Annotated in this window: 15 protein-coding genes; 7 read left to right on the forward strand and 8 right to left on the reverse strand. The window is 69.0% G+C overall.

Features of this window, described 5'->3' with window-relative positions:
* Window positions 1–45 precede the first annotated feature (45 nt).
* Window positions 46–1,008 (reverse strand): LysR substrate-binding domain-containing protein, encoded by a 963-nt coding sequence (locus KGR00_RS14330; RefSeq protein WP_224419406.1) that lies wholly within the window; start codon window positions 1,006–1,008, stop codon window positions 46–48.
* Between the two features lie 97 nt (window positions 1,009–1,105).
* Here KGR00_RS14330 and KGR00_RS14335 point away from each other — a divergent pair, with 97 nt between their 5' ends.
* Window positions 1,106–2,041 carry a DMT family transporter gene (locus KGR00_RS14335; RefSeq protein WP_224419407.1) on the forward strand — a complete coding sequence of 312 codons (936 nt, stop codon included), beginning with the start codon at window positions 1,106–1,108 and terminating at the stop codon, window positions 2,039–2,041.
* 195 nt (window positions 2,042–2,236) lie between these two features.
* On the opposite strand, the gene KGR00_RS14340 is transcribed toward KGR00_RS14335, so the two are convergent.
* The 5 genes from KGR00_RS14340 to KGR00_RS14360 form a co-directional block, all read right to left on the reverse strand.
* A complete protein-coding gene (locus KGR00_RS14340) occupies window positions 2,237–2,773 on the reverse strand; it encodes a hypothetical protein (RefSeq protein WP_224419408.1) in 537 nt (178 codons plus the stop codon).
* Between the two features lie 292 nt (window positions 2,774–3,065).
* The gene (locus KGR00_RS14345; RefSeq protein WP_224419409.1) at window positions 3,066–4,325 is read right to left on the reverse strand and encodes an AbrB family transcriptional regulator; all 1,260 of its coding nucleotides are present in this window, start codon (window positions 4,323–4,325) and stop codon (window positions 3,066–3,068) included.
* A gap of 60 nt (window positions 4,326–4,385) precedes the next feature.
* Complete coding sequence (locus tag KGR00_RS14350; protein ID WP_224419410.1) at window positions 4,386–6,353, reverse strand: tripartite tricarboxylate transporter permease; 1,968 nt, start codon at window positions 6,351–6,353, stop codon at window positions 4,386–4,388.
* A 69-nt stretch (window positions 6,354–6,422) separates the two neighbouring features.
* Window positions 6,423–7,553, reverse strand: coding sequence for a tricarboxylate transporter (locus tag KGR00_RS14355; RefSeq protein WP_224419411.1), 1,131 nt, complete (start codon window positions 7,551–7,553; stop codon window positions 6,423–6,425).
* A gap of 56 nt (window positions 7,554–7,609) precedes the next feature.
* Window positions 7,610–8,743 (reverse strand): 4-oxalomesaconate tautomerase, encoded by a 1,134-nt coding sequence (locus KGR00_RS14360; protein ID WP_224419412.1) that lies wholly within the window; start codon window positions 8,741–8,743, stop codon window positions 7,610–7,612.
* Between the two features lie 150 nt (window positions 8,744–8,893).
* Between KGR00_RS14360 and KGR00_RS14365 the strand changes: the two genes are divergently transcribed.
* Both KGR00_RS14365 and KGR00_RS14370 read left to right on the forward strand, forming a co-directional pair.
* Window positions 8,894–9,811, forward strand: a complete 918-nt coding sequence (locus KGR00_RS14365; protein WP_224419413.1) for a LysR family transcriptional regulator — start codon at window positions 8,894–8,896, stop codon at window positions 9,809–9,811.
* Between the two features lie 104 nt (window positions 9,812–9,915).
* The gene (locus KGR00_RS14370) at window positions 9,916–10,257 is read left to right on the forward strand and encodes a zinc ribbon domain-containing protein YjdM (RefSeq protein WP_129141137.1); all 342 of its coding nucleotides are present in this window, start codon (window positions 9,916–9,918) and stop codon (window positions 10,255–10,257) included.
* A gap of 14 nt (window positions 10,258–10,271) precedes the next feature.
* Here KGR00_RS14370 and KGR00_RS14375 read toward each other — a convergent pair whose 3' ends face one another.
* Both KGR00_RS14375 and KGR00_RS14380 read right to left on the reverse strand, forming a co-directional pair.
* Complete coding sequence (locus KGR00_RS14375; RefSeq protein WP_224419414.1) at window positions 10,272–10,805, reverse strand: DinB family protein; 534 nt, start codon at window positions 10,803–10,805, stop codon at window positions 10,272–10,274.
* Window positions 10,806–10,886: 81 nt separating this feature from the next.
* Window positions 10,887–12,848, reverse strand: coding sequence for a RecQ family ATP-dependent DNA helicase (locus KGR00_RS14380; RefSeq protein ID WP_224419415.1), 1,962 nt, complete (start codon window positions 12,846–12,848; stop codon window positions 10,887–10,889).
* Window positions 12,849–13,048: 200 nt separating this feature from the next.
* On the opposite strand from KGR00_RS14380, the gene KGR00_RS14385 reads away from it, so the two are divergent.
* From KGR00_RS14385 to KGR00_RS22510, 4 genes are read left to right on the forward strand one after another with little or no spacing between them, the layout of a single operon-like run.
* On the forward strand, window positions 13,049–14,533 hold the full coding sequence (locus tag KGR00_RS14385; protein ID WP_224419416.1) for a hypothetical protein: 1,485 nt from the start codon (window positions 13,049–13,051) through the stop codon (window positions 14,531–14,533).
* Complete coding sequence (locus tag KGR00_RS14390) at window positions 14,530–15,453, forward strand: hypothetical protein (RefSeq protein ID WP_224419417.1); 924 nt, start codon at window positions 14,530–14,532, stop codon at window positions 15,451–15,453. Before KGR00_RS14385 ends, KGR00_RS14390 begins: the two co-directional genes overlap by 4 nt.
* Entirely contained in the window at window positions 15,450–20,345 is a 4,896-nt protein-coding gene (locus KGR00_RS14395) for a hypothetical protein (RefSeq protein ID WP_224419418.1), read from the forward strand. The genes KGR00_RS14390 and KGR00_RS14395 overlap by 4 nt, the downstream gene beginning before the upstream one ends.
* Window positions 20,342–21,436, forward strand: coding sequence for a DUF2220 family protein (locus KGR00_RS22510; protein WP_224419419.1), 1,095 nt, complete (start codon window positions 20,342–20,344; stop codon window positions 21,434–21,436). The genes KGR00_RS14395 and KGR00_RS22510 overlap by 4 nt, the downstream gene beginning before the upstream one ends.
* Window positions 21,437–21,439: the final 3 nt, after the last annotated feature.

The raw sequence follows: 21,439 nt of genomic DNA on the forward strand, positions 1-21,439 counted from the left end.
CGACGTTCTCGATGTCTGCGGCCAGCGACGCACCGGCAACGGGCCTCAGGCAATGCCCGGCTGGTCCGACGTCGCCCAGGCGGCCTCGCTATCGAAGCGTTGGGCTTCCGCGATCAGCCAGTCGATGAAGCGCCGAACCATCGGCGGGGCGCGGCCGGTGGCGGGCAGGATCAGCTCGTAGGTGAACGGCGAATCGATCACCTGTCGCTTGCCGAAGGGCCGGATCAGCACGCCGCTGGCCAGGCGATCGCCAGCCACGACGGGGCTGGCGAGCATCACGCCGCGCCCGGCGATCACCTGATCGAGGGCCAGGCCGTAGAGCGAGAAGCGGTGGCGAATCGGCACCTCGACATCGCCCAGGCCGGCGGCGTCGAACCACTCGCGCCACCCGGGGAAGTCGATGTTCTGGCGCGACTCCCAGGCCACCTCGAACAAGGGATGGACGAGCAGGTCGGCGGGCGTCTCGAGACGCCCGCGCTCCCGCAGGACGGGGGCGCAGACCGGGAACAGCGCGTCGCCGAACAGCCGAACGCTCTTCACGCCAGTCCAGGGGCCGCGACCGTAACGCAGGGCGAGACGCGCGCCGTTGTCGTGCCAGGCCGGCATCGTGAGATTCTGGTCCGCATCCAGGGCGATCTCGATCTGCCCCTCCTGGGCCTCGAACGCCGCCAGGCGTGGCAGCAACCAGAACTGGGCAAGCGAAGGTGGTGCACTCAGCGTCAGCGTCGTGACCGGGCGGGCCCGTTCGCGGGCCGCCTGGACGCCACCGGCAATGCGCGCCAGGCCGGCATCGATGTCCTCGGCCAGCCGTCGACCGGCCTCGTTGACCCGCACGCCGTTGGCATGGCGTTCGAACAGCGCGACCCCCAGGCGATCCTCGAGTTGCTTGATCTGACGGCTGACGGCTCCCGGGGTCACGCCGAGGCGTTCCGCTGCCGTCTTGAAGCCGCCGGTACGGGCCGCCTCGGCGAAGGCGCGCAGGGCATTGAGCGGCAGTCTTTCGATCATGGATGATTTTTCCTGAGCCTAGGGTGACAGAGTAATCGGTTGGGAGCGGGTCTGTCAGTTGCTCCAATGGTCGCGATAAAACCGGAGGAGATCTGCCATGAAAGGGTCCGCTAACACGGCGTCCGCTGCCGACTCGACACTCAGTTATAGACACTCTCGGCGCTCCATCGACATGCCGGCCAGCGTGCTGATGACGCTTTTCTGCCTGGCGCTGGGTCTCCAGCAGGTGGCGATCAAGGCGGTGGCGGCGGACGTCTCGCCGCTGGCCCAGGTCGCGCTGCGTTCATTGGGGGCCTTGCTGCTGGTGGGCGGCCTGGCGCGCTGGCGAGGCCTGCGCGCGGCGGATTTTCGCGCTCACCTGGTGCCCGGGATGCTGGTGGGCCTGGGATTCACTTTCGAGTTCGTGTTCGTCGCCCGGGGGCTCGATTACACGCTGGCCTCGCACATGTCGGTGTTCCTCTACACGGCGCCGGTGTTCGCTGCGCTCGGCCTGCATCTGTGGGTGCCTGGCGAGCAACTGGCTCGGCGCCAGTGGTGGGGCGTGGGCCTGGCGTTCGCGGGAATGGCGATCGCCATGACGCCGACGGCGGGGCTCGGCGAGGCCGGTGCGATCGTGCTGGGGGATGCGTTGGGGCTGCTGGCAGGGCTGTCGTGGGCGGCGACCACCCTGGTATTGCGCGGCACGAGACTCTCCGAAGCGCCGGCCGAGCAGACGCTGTGCTATCAGTTGGCCATCGCCGCCCTGGTGCTGTTGCCGGCGGCGCTGCTACTCGGTGACATCGGCGCCATGCGCCCGACGCTGCCGGCGCTGGCCAGCCTGGGGTTCCAGACGCTGGTGATCTCGTTCGGCGCGCTGCTGCTGTGGTTCGCGCTGTTGCGGCGCTACTGGGCCTCGCAACTGGGGGTGTTCTCGTTCCTCTCGCCGGTGTTCGGCGTGCTCTTCGGCGCCCTGTTCCTGAACGAACCGCTGACCGTCAACTTCGTGATCGGAGGCGGCGCCTTGCTGGCCGGGGTCGTGCTGGTGAGTCGGTGAGCGCTGACTCGCCCTCCCCGGGGCCGCCCGGGGAGGGCAATTCGGTCATTGCTTGGCGGTGGCGTTGTAGACACGCTCGTCGAGTTCGCCCTCGCTCTTGCCGGACGGTTTGGACGACGCGTCGGTTGCCACACGTCGACGCCTTGATCCGGTTCGTGGGTAAAGGCTTGCCTACCCGGGCGCCCGTTTATCTAATCAGCGAGCAGCCAATTGCTCGAACTCCGGTGATCGAACGACTTTCCCCACCAGGTTCTGTACGGCCGGCATTAACGCTTGTGCCGTCTGGTTGCAGGCGGTTTCGCCGTAAAAACTCGTGGAGTAGTCGTAAGTCTCCATGACCGACATCGACTTGCCATTGGACGAGTTGACCGTCAGTGCCAGGCTCCAGGTGCCGCTGGCCGAGGAGAAATTGATGTCGTCAAGATGGCCTTTCAGTGTCACGGGGGCCTCGTCGGAATAGACTTCCGCCATGCGCAACTCATCGACGAAGGCCTTCTTGATGAATTCGGCAAACGGCTTGCCATCCGGCGTCTTGATAGGGCCCACGGCGCGACACATGATCTCGGACTGACCTGGTGTCGCCGCCGTAAAGTTACCGACATTGATCGGAGTATCGTTCATGGATCGCAATGCGACGACATTGTCGGTCGAGGGAGAGTAGCGATTGGCCGAATACGTGGAACAGCCCGATACGACCAAGGCCATGGCGATGACTGCTAGCGTTTTCTTCATTGTTCCTCTGCGCGATTGGTTCCCAGGATTTCCTGAATTTTCAGGCTTATAGAAGGATGCTAATTTCCCTTCGGTATTGGCTATCGGCCACCCTCACGGGATCTTTAGCGTGCCCGGGAGCGCGAAGAATGTGATGGAAACGCGGTTTATCGTTCGTGACGTTTGAATGCCTCGACCAACTCGGTGCCTTACAGGCAGGTTTCTTACTGGGTGGAGGGTGTCGACATGGTGGGCTTCTCACCGGGTGTGATCGAGATTGGTCCTTGCTCGAGTAGTAGCCGATGCCCTCGGTTCAGCCCTCGGACCGACGACGCTGCGCACGTCGGGCGATCAGCCGGGCGATATGTGGGCCGAACAGCAGCACCAGCACGAAGCGGGCGATCTGCATCGCCATGACATAGGCCACGTCGACGTGGGTCGAGGAGGCGATGATCGCCACCGAGTCGGCGCCGCCGGGGCTGGTGGCGAGATAGGCGGTGAGCGGGTCGATCCCGGCGAACACCACCAGCAAGGCGGCGAAGCCGCCGCATAGCGCCACCAGGCAGAGAATCGAGGCGATCACGCTGGGCAGCGAGCGGGCGACGTGGGCGAGGATGGTGCGGTCGAAGCGCAGCCCGATGCTCCAGCCGACGAAGGCATAGCTGACGGCGAGCAGCAGTGCGGGCTGCTCGAGGGTCACCCCGGCGAAATCCTGCAACAGGGTGGCACCGCCCAGGGTCACCAGCAGCGGGCCGGCGGGTAGCCGGGAGACGCGGCCGGCCACGGCGCCGACGCCGATCACGCCCAGCGTCGTCGCCAGGGCGACGGGATCGACCGCGGCGAACCACTGGCGAGCGGGCGCGGCGGCGGTGTCGGCGGGCATGAAGAACGAGGCCACCAGCGAGGCGACCAGGGTCACGATCACCACCCGCAGGTACTGCATGAAGGCGACCAGGCGCACGTCGGCGCCGAAGGATTCCGCCATCAGCACCATGGCGGTGGCCGCCCCCGGGGCCGAGCCCCAGATCGCCGTGGTGCCGGGAAGCACCTGCCAGCGTGCCAGCAGCCAGCCGAGCAGACTGCTGGCGGCGATCACCGCCACCACCGCGATGCTGAAGGTGGGCCAGTCGCGCCCGATCTCGTGGAGGATCGGCAGGGTGATGCTCTGGGCGATCATGCAGCCGATGCTCGCCTGGGCGAGAAAGAAGGGCCAGCGCGGCACGCGGACGCGCACGCCAGCCACGGCGACCAGGACCCCGGCCGCCATCGGCCCCAGCAGCAGCCCGGCGGGGACCTGCAGACTCACCAGCGCCAGGGCGATCAGCGCCGAGAGCAGGATCAGCGCCAGCCATTGGGCCGGAAGGCCCCGCGAGGCGAGATCGACTTTCAGAGCCTTCCCCGGGGCTGGCGGGCGGCGGGCTCGACATCGGTGGCGATACCGTGTTGCCGGTCGATGAACACGCGAGTCGAGGGTCGGGCAGCGAGGTCGAGCATCCGGTGGCCTTATCGGGGAAGGGATCGTCGTGACGCGAGTATAACCTTCGCAGGCTACGGGTTCAGCCGGGATCGACAATCGGGGGAGGGCCTGCCGCCGCGGGCCGTTGCCGGGCGGCAGGGGATGGGGAGTGAGGGGTCAGCCGAACAGCCAGGGGTCGAGAACCCCGCTGGGGTAGGTGAGCGTCAGGAAGTGCGCCATGCCGACCAGGAAGACCACCACGCCGACGGCCATTCCCGCGGCCGTCCATGGCTTGAGTCGGGCGATGCCCACCAGGAAAGCCAGACAGAACAGCGCCGCCGTGCTGATGAAGCCCAGCCCGACGATCGCCGCAATCAGCGCGCAGAAGCCCGCCAGCCAGATCAGCTCCTCCCGGCATGTCTGGTTCTGCCACTGCGGCCGGCGCAGAAGGTAGCGCACCGTTTCGGCGAGACAGCCCACCGCCATGATGGCGATGGCCAGCTTGGGGAACACGCTGCCCAGCAGCGAGAGCCCGGCGACGTCGCTCCAGGCGAACGCGGCCAGGCCCAGCAGCCCCGCCAGCAGCACGACGTCCACCGCACCGAAGAGGGGCCGTGCCCGCTCGGCCAGGATCGCCGCCTCGCTGTCGGCGGTGTCGCCATGCACCCTTGCCTGGCGGCGTTTCAGCCACAGTGCCTTGAGGGCGGGAATGAACAGGACCGCCAGGATCAGCGCGCCGATGATCATCACGCCGGGGCGGGCGAACGCGGCGCTGCTCTGGAACTGGACCGCCTGATAGAAATAGGTCTCGGCACCCGGCGCCAGGACGAAGCCGATCAGGAAGGCCGGGCGGGACCAGTTGGCCTTCTTGAACAGCACGCCGATGGCACCGACGGCGGCCAGCGCGACCAGGTCGCCGGTGGCCCGGGTCGCCTGGTAGGCGGCGAACAGGATGAGCACGGTGATCAACGGGGCGAGAATGGTGAAGCGGACCCGCGTGAGGCTGGCCACCGGGCCGGCCAGCCCCAGGCAGAGGCCGGCACCGAGGATGTTGGCCAGCGCCAGCGACCAGATGATGGTGTAGGTCAGATCGAGGTGGGTCTCGATCATGCCGATGCCCGGCTGTAGCCCGAGCAGGAGCAGGCCGCCGAGGAACACCGCCGCGCTGCCGGAACCCGGGACGCCGAACAGCAGCGTGGGCACCATGGCGCCGCAGGCGCAGGCGTTATTGGCCGACTCGGGGGCGATCACCCCGCGGATGTCGCCGCGGCCGAATTCGCTCTTGTCCTTGGCGCTCTGCACGGCGTGGCCGTAGGTCATCCAATCGACGACCGAGCCGGCCAGCCCCGGAATGGTGCCGATCAGGCTGCCGAATCCCGCGCAACGGGCCACCAGGCCGCGCTCGCGACGGACGTCGCTAAAGCCCTGGCGCCAGCCCTCGCCGAGGCGGCAGGGTTCGTTGGCGATGGCGCCGCGCTTTACCAGCAGGTCGATGATCTCGGGCAGGGCGAAGATGCCCAGGCCCACCACCACCAGCGGCAGGCCGTCATAGAGGTAGTCGAGGCCGAAGTTCAGGCGAAACTCGCCGGTCGCCGGGGCCATGCCCATGCCGCCGACCAGCAGGCCCAGTCCGCAGGCGGCCAGGCCCTTGAACAGGTCGCGTCCCGAGAGCACGGCGACCATCGACAGGCCCAGCAGCGTCAGCATGAACAGTTCCGACGAGGAGAACGCCAGCACCAGGGGCCGGGCGATGAGGATGAAGCCGGTGAGCACCGCGGCACCGATCAGGCCGCCGATCATCGACGACAGGAAGGCGCTGGAAAGCGCGCGGGCCGCCTGACCGCGCTTGGCCAGCGAGAAACCGTCGATCACCGTGGCCTGCGAGGCACTGGAGCCGGGGATGCCCAGCAGCACCGACGCGAAGGTATCGCCGGTGGGGATCACCGCCACCAGCCCCATCAGCATGCCCAGGGCCACCGAGGGGTCCATGCCGTACAGGAAGGGCAGCAGCAGCGACATGCCGGCGATACCGCCGAGGCCGGGAATGATGCCGACCACCAGACCGACGATGACCCCGAGCATCATGTAGAGAAGATGGGACAGGGTGAAGACCTGTCCCAGACTGGAAAGAAGGATGTCGAGCATGGCGTGGTTCTTCGCGTTGTCGTGTCGGAATCGAGCCGGCCCCGGCGCGGTGCGACGGGGCCGGAGAGATCAGCGCGTGGCCAGGTGGACGTCGAACTTGTCCGCCAGCCAGGTGATCAGCCACTGGCGCGTCTCGTCCTTGATCGCCATGGCATCCTGGAGGTGCTTGGAGACCGTCTCACCGACGATCGGCGTGTAGGGACCGAGCTGAGCGGCCGCCTCCTCCTTGAACGTGTCGGTCTTGATGAACTCGCGCGCCGCCTGGCGGTAGGTCTCGACGAGGGAGTCGGGGGTGTCGACCGGGACCATCACCAGCTTCTGCAGGGCGTAGCCGGAGGCGAAGAACTTGCGGTAGGCCTCGTAGGCATTGCCCGACGGGGCCTTGCCCTGGGTCTGTTGGTAGATCTCGTTGAAGGTCGGCAGATCCGGGAAGGTCGGGTCGCGCACGATCTTGCCGTCGTCGTCGAGCACGCCGAGGCTGAACAGCGGGATCGCCTTGCCGTCGTCGACCAGCGGCTGGACGTTGCTCAGGTAGGCCGAGGTGGTCTGGAAGTCGATGTTCGCCTCGCCACGTTCGAAGGCCAGACGGCCTTCACCGCGACTGCGCATTCCGAATACCGGGTTGATGTCGACGCCCAGCATCTCGAGGGCGATCAACACCGGCAGTTCGACCCCGGTGGGGGATTGCGCGGCCAGCTTGACCGGCTGCTTCAACAGGGCCTGCAGGGCGCTGTCGGCGTCCTTGCCCATCTCGGGGGAGGCGTAGACCACGCCGCCGGTCGGGGTGGCGAGGATCGGCTTCCAGTCGGCGTAGTCGTAGCGTACCCGGGGGTCGCCGAGCATCGCCGGATACTGGGTCGAGGCCGACGTGCCCAGCCACTGGCTGCCATCGGGCTTGGCGCGTACCGCGAACAGGTTGGCGCCGTTGATCGAACCGCCACCGGGCACGTTGTCGATCATGATGGACGGCTTGCCGGGCAGGTAGTCGCTGAACCAGGGCGCGAAGAAGCGTGCCCAGACATCGGTGCCCCCGCCCACCCCGAAGGGGATGGTCCACTTGATGGTATCGGGGACGTCGGGATCGGCGGCGGTCGCCGTGGCGGGCAGGACCAGGGGGCTCAGCCCGGCGCACAGCAGGCCGAGGCCGGCGATGCGCTTCAGACGGGCGCTGAGAGTCTGTCGGGATTTCAAGGGGCGCATGGCGTGACTCCTTGTTGTTGTGGGCTCTTTTGGGTGTTGCATCGGGTGGCGACGATCTAGCCGGCCTGGGCCGTCATGGCAGCGTGCGGCCGGTGATCGGGGGTAGTGCCGGGATAATACAGCGTACCGGCCATGATCTTGCGTGCGGTGCGCATCAGCGAGACCCGGGCGACGTCGTGCGGGTCATGCCCGCGGTGCTCGACGTCCAGGTCGATGTAGCCCGAGGGGTGTTCGAGGCGCACCTGCTGCAGTATCTCGTCATCGGTCAGCCGGCCCGCCGCGATGGCGATGCGGTGGGCGACGGTTCCCGGAACGCTGACCGCCGTCGCCAGGGCGATGGCACCGGTCACGGCGAGTGCTTTGTGGCAGCGATGCGGCACGAAGTAGCGGGCGCGCAGTGTCGCCTCGGGCGATTCGGGGGCCGACAGCAGTACCGGCTTGGGTAGCACGCCGTGGCTGACGTCGCCGAGCCCCATGCGTTGTCCCGCCTCGCGGCGGATGGCCTCGAGACGGGCGAGCATGGGGCCGTTGGCATCGAGCTCGGCGGGCGTTTCGTCGCCTTTCAGGCTGAAGGCCTCGGCGGCGATCAGCAGGGTCGGGGTCGCGGCATCGAGGCAGGTCACCTCGATGCCGTCGATGATCTCCCGGGCTTGGCCGGTGGGCAGCAGGGCGCCGGTCTTGGTACCCACCACATCGAGAAAGCTCAGCTGGATCCCGGCCGCGGTCCCCGGCACGCCGCTGATCCGGGTGTCGCCTTCGTAGTCCACCTGGCGCCCCGGCGTGGGGACGTGGCACTCGATGAGGCGTTGCGTGTTGAGATTGCGCACCCGCACCACGGTGATGCCGTCACGCGGTTCGACCAGCCCGGTCTCGATGGCATAGGGGCCGACCGCCGAGAGCATGTTGCCACAGTTGGGGTTGAAGTCGACGCGGCGTCCGGGGCCATCGACCTGGGCGAACAGGTAGTCGACGTCGGCGTCGGGATGATCGGAGCGTTCGACGATCGCCACCTTGCTGGTCAACGGATCACTGCCCCCGATGCCGTCGATCTGCAGGGCATGACCGGCCCCCATCAGATTGAGCAGGGTCTCCGTCCGCGCTTCCGGCGTTTCGGGCAGGTCGCTCATGCGCAGGAACGGCCCCTTGGAGGTGCCGCCGCGCATGATGATGCAGGGGATGCTGTGGATCATTGCCGTTTCACTTTCCGTGCCAGAACTCATGAAACGAGCATGTCACCGCTATTTTAATGCCTCAAATGCAAATAAAAACGGCGATTGATGTCTATATTTTATTAATGTGTTAATCTGTTCAATGACCCAATTCCAATGCAAGAATCGTTCATGTTACATCGCATCGAGTTTCTCGACCTGCAGGCCTTCGTCCAGGTCGCCGAGTTGGCCAGCTTTCACGAGGCGGCACAACGGCTCCACCTGTCACAACCCGCGCTGTCGCGGCGGATCCAGAAGCTCGAGGAAGCGCTGGAAGTGACCTTGCTCGAGCGCACCACCCGGCGTACCTGGTTGACGGCGATCGGCGCCGACTTCCTGCCGCGGGCCCGGCGGATGATCGACGACTACGAATCGTCGATCCTCGGCATCCGTGAACTGGCGACGCACCAGAAGGGCACCCTGACCATCGCCTGCCTGCCCACGGCGGCCTTCTACTTCCTGCCCAGCGTCATTCGTCGGTTCAACGAGGCCTGGCCGGGGATCCGGATCCGGATTCTCGATGTCAGCGCCAGCGAGGGGTTGGAACGGGTGGTCAACGGCGAGGCGGATTTCGGCATCAACATGATCAGTCCGCAGCTACCCGAAGTCTCCTTCACGCCGCTGCTGCGCGACCCCTTCGTGCTGGCACTGCGCTCCGATCACCCGCTGGCCGCCAAGGAGACGATCACCTGGACCGACCTGGAAGCGGTGAGGATGATCACCGTCAGTCGCGACAGCGGCAATCGCACCCTGCTGGACAACGTGCTGTCGTCGGAGGGCATTCGCCTCAACGGCTTCTACGAGGTACAGCATCTCTCCACGTCGCTGGGTCTGGTGGAGTCCGGACTGGGGGTCGCCATCCTGCCGCGTTTGACCATGCCGGGCGCCGACCACGACACGCTGTGCTCGCGCCCCCTGCCCGAGCCGCGCATCGAGCGCACCATCGGCCTGATCCAGCGCAACGATCACCCCCTTTCGAGCACCGCCGAGCTGTTCATCGAGACGCTGCTGGCGCAGTGGGGCGACGACGCCGGGTCGGGGCCCGGTTGAGCGGGCGGCGTGCCCGGTGAAAGCCTCGCGCTGGGCAGCCAGGTTGGGCAATGCGTCGCGACCGATTACACTGCGCGCTTCATCCCTGTTAACGGACATCCTTCATGAGCCAGTTGCCTGCCTGCCCCCAGTGCGGATCGGAGTTCACCTATCAGGATCAGGACCTGCTGATCTGCCCGGAGTGCGCCCACGAGTGGGTCGCCAACGGCGCGGTCGAAAATGACGACGACACGCCGGTGGTCAGCGACGCCCACGGCAACCTGCTGCAGGATGGCGACAGCGTCACCGTGGTCAAGGACCTCAAGATCAAGGGCTCGTCGTCGGTCGTGAAGGTGGGGACCAAGGTCAAGAACATCCGACTGGTGGAAGGCGATCACAACATCGACTGCAAGATCGATGGCATCGGCGCGATGAAGCTCAAGTCGGAGTTCGTCAAGAAGGTGTGACGCCCCGGTCGGCGTCAGACGTCGTCGATCAAGGCCAGCAGGTCGGTGACGCCGACATCCTCGCCGGCCTGGTTGAGCAATGTGGTGGCCTGGCCGCGATGGTGGGTCTGGTGGTTGAAGAAGTGCAGCAGGAGCTGGTCGACGGGCTTGTGGGCGGCGATGCCGCGCGTGTTGGAGTAGCGCAGCACGTGCTCGAGATCCCGGGGGGCGAGCGCCTGACACCAGGCCTGGATCAGGGTGTCGAGCCAGTGGCGATACGCGCCCAGGGCCTCGAGATCGGCATACAGGGTCTCGCCGAGCGAGCGCGGCCGGGGCAGGCGACGCACCGGCTCGAGTTCGCCGTGCTGGGCGGGATGCGTGGCGAAGCGCTGCAGCCAGATGGTGTCGGCGACGGCCAGATGATTGAGCGTTCCCAGCAGCGAGCCGAAGAAGGCGCCGCGGTCGCGTTGCAGTGCCTCGGCCGGCAGCCGCGCCGCCGCCGTATAGAGCCGCTCGTTCATCCAGGCGTTGTAGCGGGCGAGCAGGCGAACGTGGTCGAGTGTCGTCATGGCGATGCCTCCGGGGTCGAGCCGCGAATCCGGCCTCTCTAGCTAGGCTAGTATGCCGAGACGCCCCGCGGCGTCCAGCCATCACCCCTCCAGGTGCTGTTCGACCCAGCCACGTACCTCGCCGTAAGGATAGCCCTCCAGCACCGCGAAGCCCGGCAGCCGGCGCGCCTTGAGTCGGGTCAGGCGCGGCGTGGTGAGCCCGCACAGGAAGCGCGTGACGCACTCGCTGCTCGCCGGGTCGCCCTCGTCGGCGGCACGCTCGAGGAACTCGCCGGCCAGCTCGCGGAAATCCCGTTCGGCCAGCGGCGTCGGCGCCGGCGGCTCGGGCAGGCGCGCCACGCGTCCGGCGCACACCGAGCAGTGGCCGCAGTGCCGCGGCGCACGGTCGTCGCCGAAGTGGTCGGCCAGGCGGTGGCTCAGGCAGGTGTCGCTGGCGAAGAACGCCAGCATGGCGTGAATGCGGGCGATCTCGGCGGCTTCCTTGGCACGGAAGTCGGCGTGCAGTTCGGCGGCGAGCCGCGCGGGGTCGACGTCGCTTTGCAGGACTTCGTAGACCTCGGTCATCTGGCGGGTCTCGAGGCGGATCCAGCCCTGATCGTGGAAGTAGTCCAGCGCCGTGATCACCCGTGCGCGGCGGGTGTCCAGGCCGTGTTCCCGGCCATGGCGATGCAGCGCCTCGAAGTCCAGCTGACACCAGGTGCGGGCGCGCTCGGCGGCGGCGACGATGGCCGCCACGAAATCGCGGCGCTCGCCGGAAAAACGTGCCACCAGTTCGTCGGGCTCGATCCGGTACTGGAAGCGGTACTCGGCGAAATAGGCGTAGCGCGGGGCGATCACACCGCGCATCTCGAGCTGCACCAGCAGCGTCTTGAGCGGCAGCGCTCGGATGTCGCTGCGCTGCGCGAGCCGATTGAGGACCAGTTCCCAGTGATTGCCCTCGCGCTCGCTGACAATCGCCTCGATCACCGTGCGGATGCCGCCCGGTTCCGGGGTGTCGCCGTAGACGAAGTTCTCCAGTACCCGCAGGTTGTCGCCGCCGGCCAGCACCAGGCAATCGGAAGGTTCGCCGTCGCGGCCGGCGCGGCCGATCTCCTGACTGTAGTTCTCCAGCGACTTGGGCGGATCGAAGTGCACCACGTTGCGGATGTCGTGCTTGTCGATGCCCATGCCGAAGGCGATGGTGGCGACGATCACCGCGACCCGGTCGTGCATGAAGTCGCGCTGGATGCGATCGCGCGTTTCGGCGTCGAGCCCGGCGTGGTAGGCGACGGCATCCAGCCCGGCCTGGCGCAGGTAGCCGGCGACCCGCTCGGCGGTGTGCTGCAGGGTGACGTAGACGATGCTCGACGGCGGCGTGTCGCCGGCCAGCCGCGGACGCAGCCAGTCGCGCAGAAAGCGCGGCTTGGCCTCGGCCGCCAGCGGTTCGACCAGCAGGTTGAGGTTGGGCCGGTAGAAGCCGGTGGTGGTGACGTCGTCGGCGGCGATGGCGAAGCGCCGTGCCATGTCGTCGATCACCCGCGGTGTGGCGGTGGCGGTGAGCAGCAGCGCCTGGGGGATGGCGAACTCGCGCTGGTAGTCGGGCAGCTTCAGGTAGTCGGGGCGGAAGTTGTGCCCCCATTCGCTGATGCAGTGGGCCTCGTCGACCACCAGCAGCGAGATCGGCACGTTCTTGATGAAGGTGCGAAAGCGCTCGTTCTTGAGGCGTTCCACCGAGATCATCAGGATGCGGATCTCGCCGCGCTTCACGCCCTCCATCACCGCCGCCGTCTGCTCGCGACCCTGGCTGGAGTCGATGCTCGCCGCGGCGATGCCGTGGCGCTCGAGAAACGCCAGCTGGTCCTGCATCAGCGCCAGCAGTGGCGAGACCACCAGCGTCAGGTGCGGCAGGTGCAATGCCGGCAACTGATAGCACAGCGACTTGCCGGAGCCGGTGGGGAAGATCGCCGCCGCCGAGCGTCCGGCCGTCACCGCCTCGATCACCGGGCGCTGGCCGGGACGAAACTCGCCGTAGCCGAAGACGTTGTGCAGGGTCTGTTCGATCATGACCACTCCTGGCGGTGACGGTGGGGCTGTGCGGGGCCGGGCGCGCTGGCGTCACTCGCCAGCGTCGATGACAGTTCGCCGACCGCGGTCATTGTCGCATATCGTCGCCCACCAGGGCCGCCCGGCGTGGGACGCCATGACCCGGCGCGGGGGAGTTGGCATAATGCGCCCTTTGCCCAAGGCCCACCGGGGAGAGGGAAATGACCGCCTGGAGCAAGCTGCTCGTCGCCACCACGCGGCTGGTCGACCTGCACGACAGTGCCCGCGAGCCGGGCACGCCGTCCGTCCAGGTCAGCCAGGAACAGCGCCGCGGCCTGCGCGACGGCTACTGGCTGGATCTCGGCTGCCTGCTGCTCGATTACCTGCTCGATGTCGACTTCGCCACCAACAGCGCCTTCGTGCCCCAGACCCGCTGTCTGGCGTATCTGCGCGAGCATTATCCGCGGCTGTCGGCCGACGACGTGGCGTTCGTCGTCAATCTGCTGGCCACCCCCAGCGAGATTCACTTCCGGGACGCGGCGTCGACACCGGCCGCGTGCGCTGGGAACGATGACCCCGAGACACGGCTGCCGCGCAGCACCAAGCGCACCGCGCTGATCGAGAAGCAGGGCCAGACCGGCCAGGTGCGCCTCACGCCCAGTGGCCGCCAGGCGGTGACCCTGGCCAGCCAGGTCGAGGACCTGCTGTATTCCGAGTACGACGCCGCCAAGGTGCTCGCCGCACTGGCGCGGGGCGACTTCGCGCGGATCCCCGACATCACCAACCAGATCCTGATGGCGATCCGCGCGCTGACCCAGGAACTGCGCCGGGTGCGCGAGAATCCCACCCGCGAGGGCAAGCTGAGTGCCTTCATCGACAACGAGCGCCACTACCACAACGCCCTGTCGACCATTCAGCACACCCTGCTCGGCGCGCGTTCGCAGCTCGCCACGCCGGATCTCGGCGAGCGCTTCGATACCTGGCGCGAGGTCCGCGAGCGCGAGCATGGCGAAAGCTGGGAGCTGGGCATGCTCACCGGCGCCATCGGCCGGGTGCTCAATGCCATCGAGAACCTCTCGCGGCGGCTCTCCGAACTGCTCGCCGACATCGCCGAGGGGCGCATCCAGTCGATGGGCGTGATCGACTTCGCCGACCTGTCGCGGCGTCTGCTCGCCGAGCCGCCCTCCGACGCGCTGCGCGACGCGATGGTCGCCCGCATGATGCCGCCGGGCCTGGCGGTGGCGATGCCGCGCGTGGCCCCGCTGCTGCCGCTGCTCGAGACGCGCCGCGCCGAGAAGAGCGCCGCCGCGCTGGTATTCGACGAGCAACACGACGCCCCGGCCGAGGATCCGCTGCTGATGCGCTTTCTCGAGGCGCGCGGGCCGGCGCTGCGCGAACGCCTCGCGACCGCGCCGCTGTCGCTGCCCGAGGCACTCGAGGAAGACTGGCACCGCTTCGAGGACGCCGACTGCCTGGCGCAGTTGCTCAATACCTTCGTCGACACCCAACTGCTCGATCCGGGCCTGACGGTGGGCATCGATGCGCGTCCCTTCCGGGTGACGCTGGCCGACGGCCGCGAGATCAGCGGGTCGGTGACGCCCTCGCTGGGGTTTTTCGAGACACCTTCCGGGTCGCGGCCCGAGCCGGGCGAGGCCTTCGATCGTTTCGCGGTGGCCGAGGCCGCCGCCGAGGATGATGATTCATGAACATGACCGAGATGGGCGAGGTGGTCGCCTACCTGCTGCGCTACCGCACCGCCGAGCGTCAGCCGAGCGGCGGGCGCAAGCGCCGCGCGGCCCGCGAGGGCCAGCTCGCCGAGCGTGATGTCTGCGCGTTGATCGATGACGCCCTGGACACCGAGCGCGAGGCGCTGCGCGACTTCCTCGCCGGCCAGGGGCTGCGGCTCAAGACCTTCGAGCCCGGCGACTATCCGGGGATCGCACCGGGCTCGCGACTCTACGCGCTGCTGCCGGACCCGGAACTCGAGCAGCCGCCGCTGTACACCCGCGACCCGGTGTTCGATGCCCTGCGGCTGCGTCAGGAAAGCCGCGCCGAGCTGGCCCAGTGGTACCTGCAGCTCTGGTTGCTGACCCACACGCTGCTCTACACCCGGCTCAACCGGGCCCTGTCCGACGTCAGCCGCTACCAGGAAGCGACCTTCGCCAGCGCCGAACTGGTCGGGTTGCTGCGCGAGCAGATCGAGACGTTGCGCGGGCTCGGCGATGCCGCGCCGGAATCCAGCCGCGCACTGCTCGACGAGCGTGGCGAGGACCTGACCCGCCGGGCCAGGGCGTTCATCGACCTTCAGGTGCGTGCCGGCCAGCTCGAGGCGGCGCGGGCGAGCGATGACGGTGACGTCTGGCAGCAGACGCTGCTCGGCGCGCTGGAGGCCGAACAGGTCGGCGTGCATCACCTCTCGCATCTGGTCGAGCTGGTTTCCGGCCAGCCGCGCGACGAGACTGCATCGGCCATCCCCGAGGCTGTCGATGAGATACGTCCCGACGATCCGAGAGTCGACGACGCGTCGGGCGAGGGGGCCCCGGACGCCAGTGCCGAGGCGCAAGGTGGCGAGCTGTTCGCAGACGACGATGAATCCGCCCAGACGCCGGAGGGGACGCGGACATGAGCGTGATCAACCGCATCGAGGTCGCCAACCTGCTCAACAAGCATGGCGACATCGCCTCGCCGTGGGATGCCAAGATGCGTCACCTGTGCCTCGACCTGCGCGGCCAGTCGAGCGCCATCAGCATGGAGAACGGCTTCGGCAAGACCACCCTTGCCGAGGCGTTGATCGGCCTGCTGTCGCGGGATCGCACGCTGCTCGCGCGGACCCGACGCAAGTGCTCGCCGTCGAGCGTGGCCGGGCAGTCGCGCAGCTGGACCCATCTGCGCGTGGAGTTCCGTGCCGGCGATGCCGCGCGGCAGGACGACATGCTCGCCGCCGCCGGCGAGGAGGTCGCCGGCGAGACCTTCGTCTTCGGTGTCTACGGCTACAGCGACGGCAGCGGCCTGTCGTTCTATCACTACCCCGGCGGTCTCGAGGACATCCCGGTCCACCACCTGACCCGTGACGGCAAGCTGGCGCTCTACGCCAACGCCGACGTCCAGGCCTTCATGCGCCGTCACGGCGTGACCCGCAGCGCCAACCGCGAGGAGTGGCTGGAAGCGGTGGGCGAGCATGTCTCGCGGCGCGAGCTGGCGCAGATGGCGGCCTTCCAGAAGGAGGGCGGCGCCGACAAGAGCCAGATCTTCAACGCCATCAAGCCGCGTGCCGGCGAGAAGGCGGATCAGGCCTTCTTCTTCGAGGTGCTGGCGCCGCAGATCCTCTCCGGGGCGACCCGTGGCGAGACCGACGAGGGCGAGGAACTGATCGAGGACGTGATCCTCAACTCCGGGACCAAGGTCACCGAGCTGCGCCATCGACTCACCGAGGCCGAGAGCGACCAGAAGCGCGCCGCGGACAAGGTCGCACGGCTCGCCGATCTCAACGCCCAGGGCGAGGCGCTGCTCGACGCCCGCGCCCGGCTCGACGAACTCGACACCGCGCTGGCCGCCGGCGAGCGTCTGCTCGGCGGCCAGGCGCTGCTGGCACTGCCCGGTCTGCCTTGTCGTCCCGCCGCCGACGATGAGGCGGACCCGGCGCTGATCGCCGGACTCGCCTGGGGCGAGGGCGACAGCGCCCGGCCGCGGGTTTCCACCTGGCTGCTCGCCCGGCTCAGTGGCCAGCACGAACGGCGGGTCCGCGAGGCGCTGGCCGAACGCGGCGCACGGGTCGACGGCCATCGCCGGCTGATCCACCTGCCCGAAGCCAGTTGGCCGCTGGCACGCGATGTCCACCATCTGGCGTTCGAGGCGGCCCGCGAGTGGCTCGCCGACAGCCAGGCCTTCGCCGACGATTCCGCCCGCTATCGGGCGCTGGCCGCGCTCGACGCCGCGGCCGAGGCCTTCGAGACGCTCGACGGCAACCGTTTCCGCGAGGAGGTGATCGCCGATCGCGAGTACCTCAAGGAACTCAAGGCCGACATCCAGCGCCTCGACGACGACTGGCAACGCCTCGACGGCGAGCGCGAGCGCCTCGAGTCGCGCCAGCGCGAATTCACCGACAACCAGAGCTTCTACACCCAGGCGCTCGCCGAGGGGTTGTTCAGCGAGAACGAACTGGAGTCGCCGGAGGTCACGCAGGCGGCCGCCGAGGCCGACGCCGGGCGGGCCCGCCAGGCGTTGTCGAGCCACCTCGCGCGGGTCGGCGAACTCAGGCAGCCGGCACGCTGGCACGCCGAGTTCCGCGACGCGCATCCCGATACCACGCCGGGCGAGCTGCTGGCCCTGAAACGTGAACAGCACGAGGCCCTCGGCGAGGAGCGCGAGGCGCTCGACGCCGAACTCGCGTCGACGCGGACGCAGCGCGACGCCGCTCGCGAGGAGCGCGATCGTCTGGCCGGCGAACGGGCGCGCCTCGAGGGCGAGCGCGGCCTGCTGGCCCAGGGGCAGGAGGCCTGGCAGGCGTTCATCGACGGCTGGCCCGACGCCTCGATCGAGGGGTTCTGGACGCGCCGCAAGACGGCGCTGGCCGACGCGCGTCAGACCGAGCACGAGGCGCGCCGGCAGCGCGACGAGTCACGCGCGCGGCATGCCCGACTGGCGCCGCTGGCCGAGGCCGCGGCGCGCTATGCCGAGCTGCACGGCGACGAGGACCCGGTGCACCTGCGCGATCGGCTGCATCGCCAGGCCCGCGAGCTCGACGATCGCTGGCATCGCCTGGACAACGAGGAAACGCGCCTGCGCGGGCTGCACCGGGCCCGACTGGCCTTCGCCGAGCTCGACGAGCGCGATCCGAAGCGCTGGCTCGAGGACGCCCGGGCGCGCTATCCGCGGCTGCTCAGCGAGGCCGAGACCCTGGACGCGCAGATCGATGCCCGCCAGCGCTACCTGGAGAGCCTCTCCGGCGATCCGCTGGCGCGGCAGGTCGCCGAGGCCGAGGCCCATGCGCTGCTCGACGAACGGGCGATCGCCTTCGTTCCGCTCCACGAGGCGCTGAACCGCGAGTCCGTGGACCCGGAACGGCGTCGCGACTGGCTGGCCCAGGCCGCCGGCCAGCTCTTTGCCCCGGTCGTCGAGGGCGAGACCGACGCCGAGCGCGCCGCCGAGTGCCTCATCGAACGCGGTCTGAACGTGCCGGTGGTCGAGGCCGGGCGGCTCGCGGAGTGTCTGACCGATGGGCGGCCCCCGCTGGGTGCGATTCAGGGCGTCGAGACGCTGGCGGTCAAGGCGGCGTTCGATCCCCAGTATCTGAGCGCGCTGCGCGACGAGACCCAGCGGCGGCTGGATGCCGAGCGTCAGCGTCGCGAGGCCCTCGACGCGGAGATCGAACGGCTCGATCCGCACGGCGAGCGCTTCGCCCTGGCGCTGGATGCCCGGCAGGCCGACGACGAGGACGTCGAGGCGGTACTGGAGACGCTCGCCGACCAGCGCCGCGATCTCATGTCGCAGCGTCAGGCGCTCGCGCCGCGGCTCGAGGAGTCGGCACTGGCGACCATCGACGATTTCCAGCGCTACCTGCTCGAGGGCGGCGAGCGAGCGCTGGCGGAGGCCGCCGAGGAACTGGCCCGGGCGGAAACCTGCCTCGCCGAACTCGGCCCGCGCATCCAGGCGGAAGAACGCGAACTGGAGACTCACGGGGCGACCTGGCTGGCCGCCGAGAAGTTCGCCGATGCCGGTGGGGTGGAGCGCCTGGAAACACTCACGGCACGGCTCGCCGAGCTGGGCGAGGCCCATGAACTCGCCGGCGAGCGGCTCGCCGAGGCCGACGAGCGAGCCGAGACGCTGGACCGGCGCCGCGCGGAACTCGACGCCCGCCTGCAGTCCCTGTTCGCCGACGGCGAACGCGAGCGCCTGCGCAGCCTCGAGGCGTTCGAGGCCGAGGGCGGCGTGGCCTTCATGGCCACGGCCGAGGCGGTCGAGGCCGAACTCGAGACGGCGCTGGCCACGGCGAACCGGCGGGCGGGCTTCGACTTCGCGCGGATCCGGGCCTATCTCGAGGTCCGCGATGACAGCGGCGGCAGCCAGCAGCTCGAGCACGAGATCGCCCGGCTCAAGCGCGAGCGCGATGCGACGCGGGACGAGCGCCGGGCCCGAAGCCGTGAGCAGGAAACCGTCGAGGCGCGCCTGGCCGACAATCAGCAGGCGCTGGCGGCCTGCGACCAGCTGGCGGTGGCCTGGATGGAACGGGTACGTGAATTGCCCGGCGGCTGGACGACGCGCCTTGCCGCGCTCGATGACCTGACCGCGGCGAGTCGCTGGCCCCACGATCACCCGCAGCACGAGGTGCTCGACGCGGAACTCGACGACTGGCGGCGCCTGGCGGGCAGCATGGACGGCGATGCGGATCAGGCCGTCGATCTCGCCGCGCTGACCGCCTGCCAGCAGAGCCTGCTGGGGGCCCTGGGCGAGCTCAACCTGGGCGAGCGGGCGCGCAACCGCGAGCGTCAGGCCCGCGAGGTGGCCCAGGGCGAACGCCATCTGGCCGAGGCCGTCGCCGCCGCCGGCGAGAGCCGCGCCTTCAACGATACCGAGCGCGCCCGCCTGGCCTCCCTGGAGGGCGTCAGCGCGGCGGCGCTGGACGATCTGCGCGCGCTCTACGCCCAGCTCGACGATCAGCTCGCCGAACATCGCCAGCGGGTCGAGCGGCTGCACGCCACGCGCGAGCAGATCGAGGGCACGCTGGTCGAGCGGCTGGGCTCGATCATCACCGATGCCGCCGGCAACCTCGACGTGCTGCGGCGCGTGGCGCGACGCAGCAGCGAGGGCGGCGCCTACTTCGAGGTCCGGGCGGCGTTGATCGGCGACGCGGCGGTGCGCGAGCTGATCCAGCAACTGCTCGCCGACATCGACGAACACCAGGCGGCGGCCCGCCGCCGCCTGGATCGCGACGGCACGACGCCGGCGGGCGAGCAGCGGCGCCGCGACGAGGAGCTCGCCCGGCAGATTCGCCGGCGCATCTACCGCGGGTTGTTCCGCGACGTGTCGATCCGCCTCAAGCACGATGCGATTCGCCCCCACGGGCGGCTGTTCTCGCTCAACGAGGACATGTCGGAGGGCCAGCGCGAGGCGGTGTCGCTGATGTGGCTGGTCAAGCTCTCGGAGTTCGCCATCGAGCGCGAACTGCGCGAGCTGCCGGGTCACCACAAGCGTCGTGCCCGGGCCGGGCGCGAGAGCGTGATCCTGCTCGACGGGCTGTTCTCCAAGCTCTCGCACCGGCGGCTGATCCAGGATTCGCTGGAGTCGCTGCGCAACACCCGCGGGCGTTTCCAGATGATCGGCCTGATCCACAATCCCAACTATGAAAATGACGCGGCGATCTTCCCCACCTACCTGGTGGGCAGCGTGATCGGCGGCGCCCAGGGGCAGGGCGGCCACGTGGTGGTACGCGACGGCCGCGCGATCGCCCCCGAGGCGGTGGGGCGCGGTCACGGCGAGGCCAGCCTGTTCGGCATTCACGTCACGGAGCCGTCGTCGTGAGTCACCTCAGCGAGCGCGCCGAGGCGGTCAAGACCCGACTCGAGGGCGAGTGGTCCCGACATCGTCAGCGCGGCAGGCTCAAGCGCTGGAACAGTTCGACGCTGGCGCGGAATCTCAAGCACAAGGGCCCCTGCGAGACCGAGTTCGAAGCCTGGCAGGTGCTGGCGGAGCTGGCGGCGGCGGGGATCGTCGAAGCGCCGGCGGCGTCCCTCAGGCATCAGGTTTCCTTGACGCTGGGACTCTCGGAGGCCGTTCGTCATCGCCTGGAGTCCGAGGCGGTGCCGGTCGATGCGTCGCTGGGTCTCGACGCCGGTCAGGCCGCGGCGTGGCGCCATGCCCTGGCGGAGGGGCTCGAGGAGTGGTCGCTCGCCGACCAGCGCCGGCTCGCGGAGGGGTTGAGAGCGCTGGCGGCGGCGCTTCCCAACGCCTATGCCTCCAGCGCCTTCACGGCCAGTGCACGCTACCTGCTGGGCAGCAGCAAGCTGCTGGATGCCCTGCCGGCGCCGCTGGTGCGTGCCTTCGGTATTGATCGCGGGGCCTTCAGCGAGTCGTGCAGCTGGGTACTGGCGTCGGTGCCGACACATCCCGAGGGGCTAATGCTGATCGAGAACCCGCAGAGTTTCGAACAGGCCTGCCGGGTGGGGGTGGGCGACCGGCAGGCGCTGATCTGCAGTTTCGGTTACGGGCTCTCGCTCGCCCGGGCGCTGGCCGAGCCGGAGCGGGTACGCCTGGTCGGCGAGGGGGCCTCGCGTTGCTCCCTCGCCGAACTCATGGCGTTGCCGACGGCGACCTTCTGGGGCGATCTCGATCCCGAAGGGCTGCGCCAGTTCCGTCGGTTGCGCGCGAGCCTGCCGGGGCTGCGCCTCTCCGCCCTCTATGCACCGATGGCGGCGGCCGAGGGGCATCCGCTGCACGTGCTGACCGGCAAGGGCGGCCAGCGCCCGGGAGGCGACTGGGCAAGGGGCGTCGACCAGGAGGCGATCGACGACGCGACGCTGCTCGAGCTGGCCGGGGGCGCGCTCGATGAGGCCCGGGAGCGGAGCTGGCTGGCGGCACTCGACGCGCCGCCGGGATCGAGCGCGTTCGGCTGACAG

This window comes from Modicisalibacter sp. MOD 31.J (assembly GCF_020147985.1).
Taxonomy (GTDB): domain Bacteria; phylum Pseudomonadota; class Gammaproteobacteria; order Pseudomonadales; family Halomonadaceae; genus Modicisalibacter; species Modicisalibacter coralii.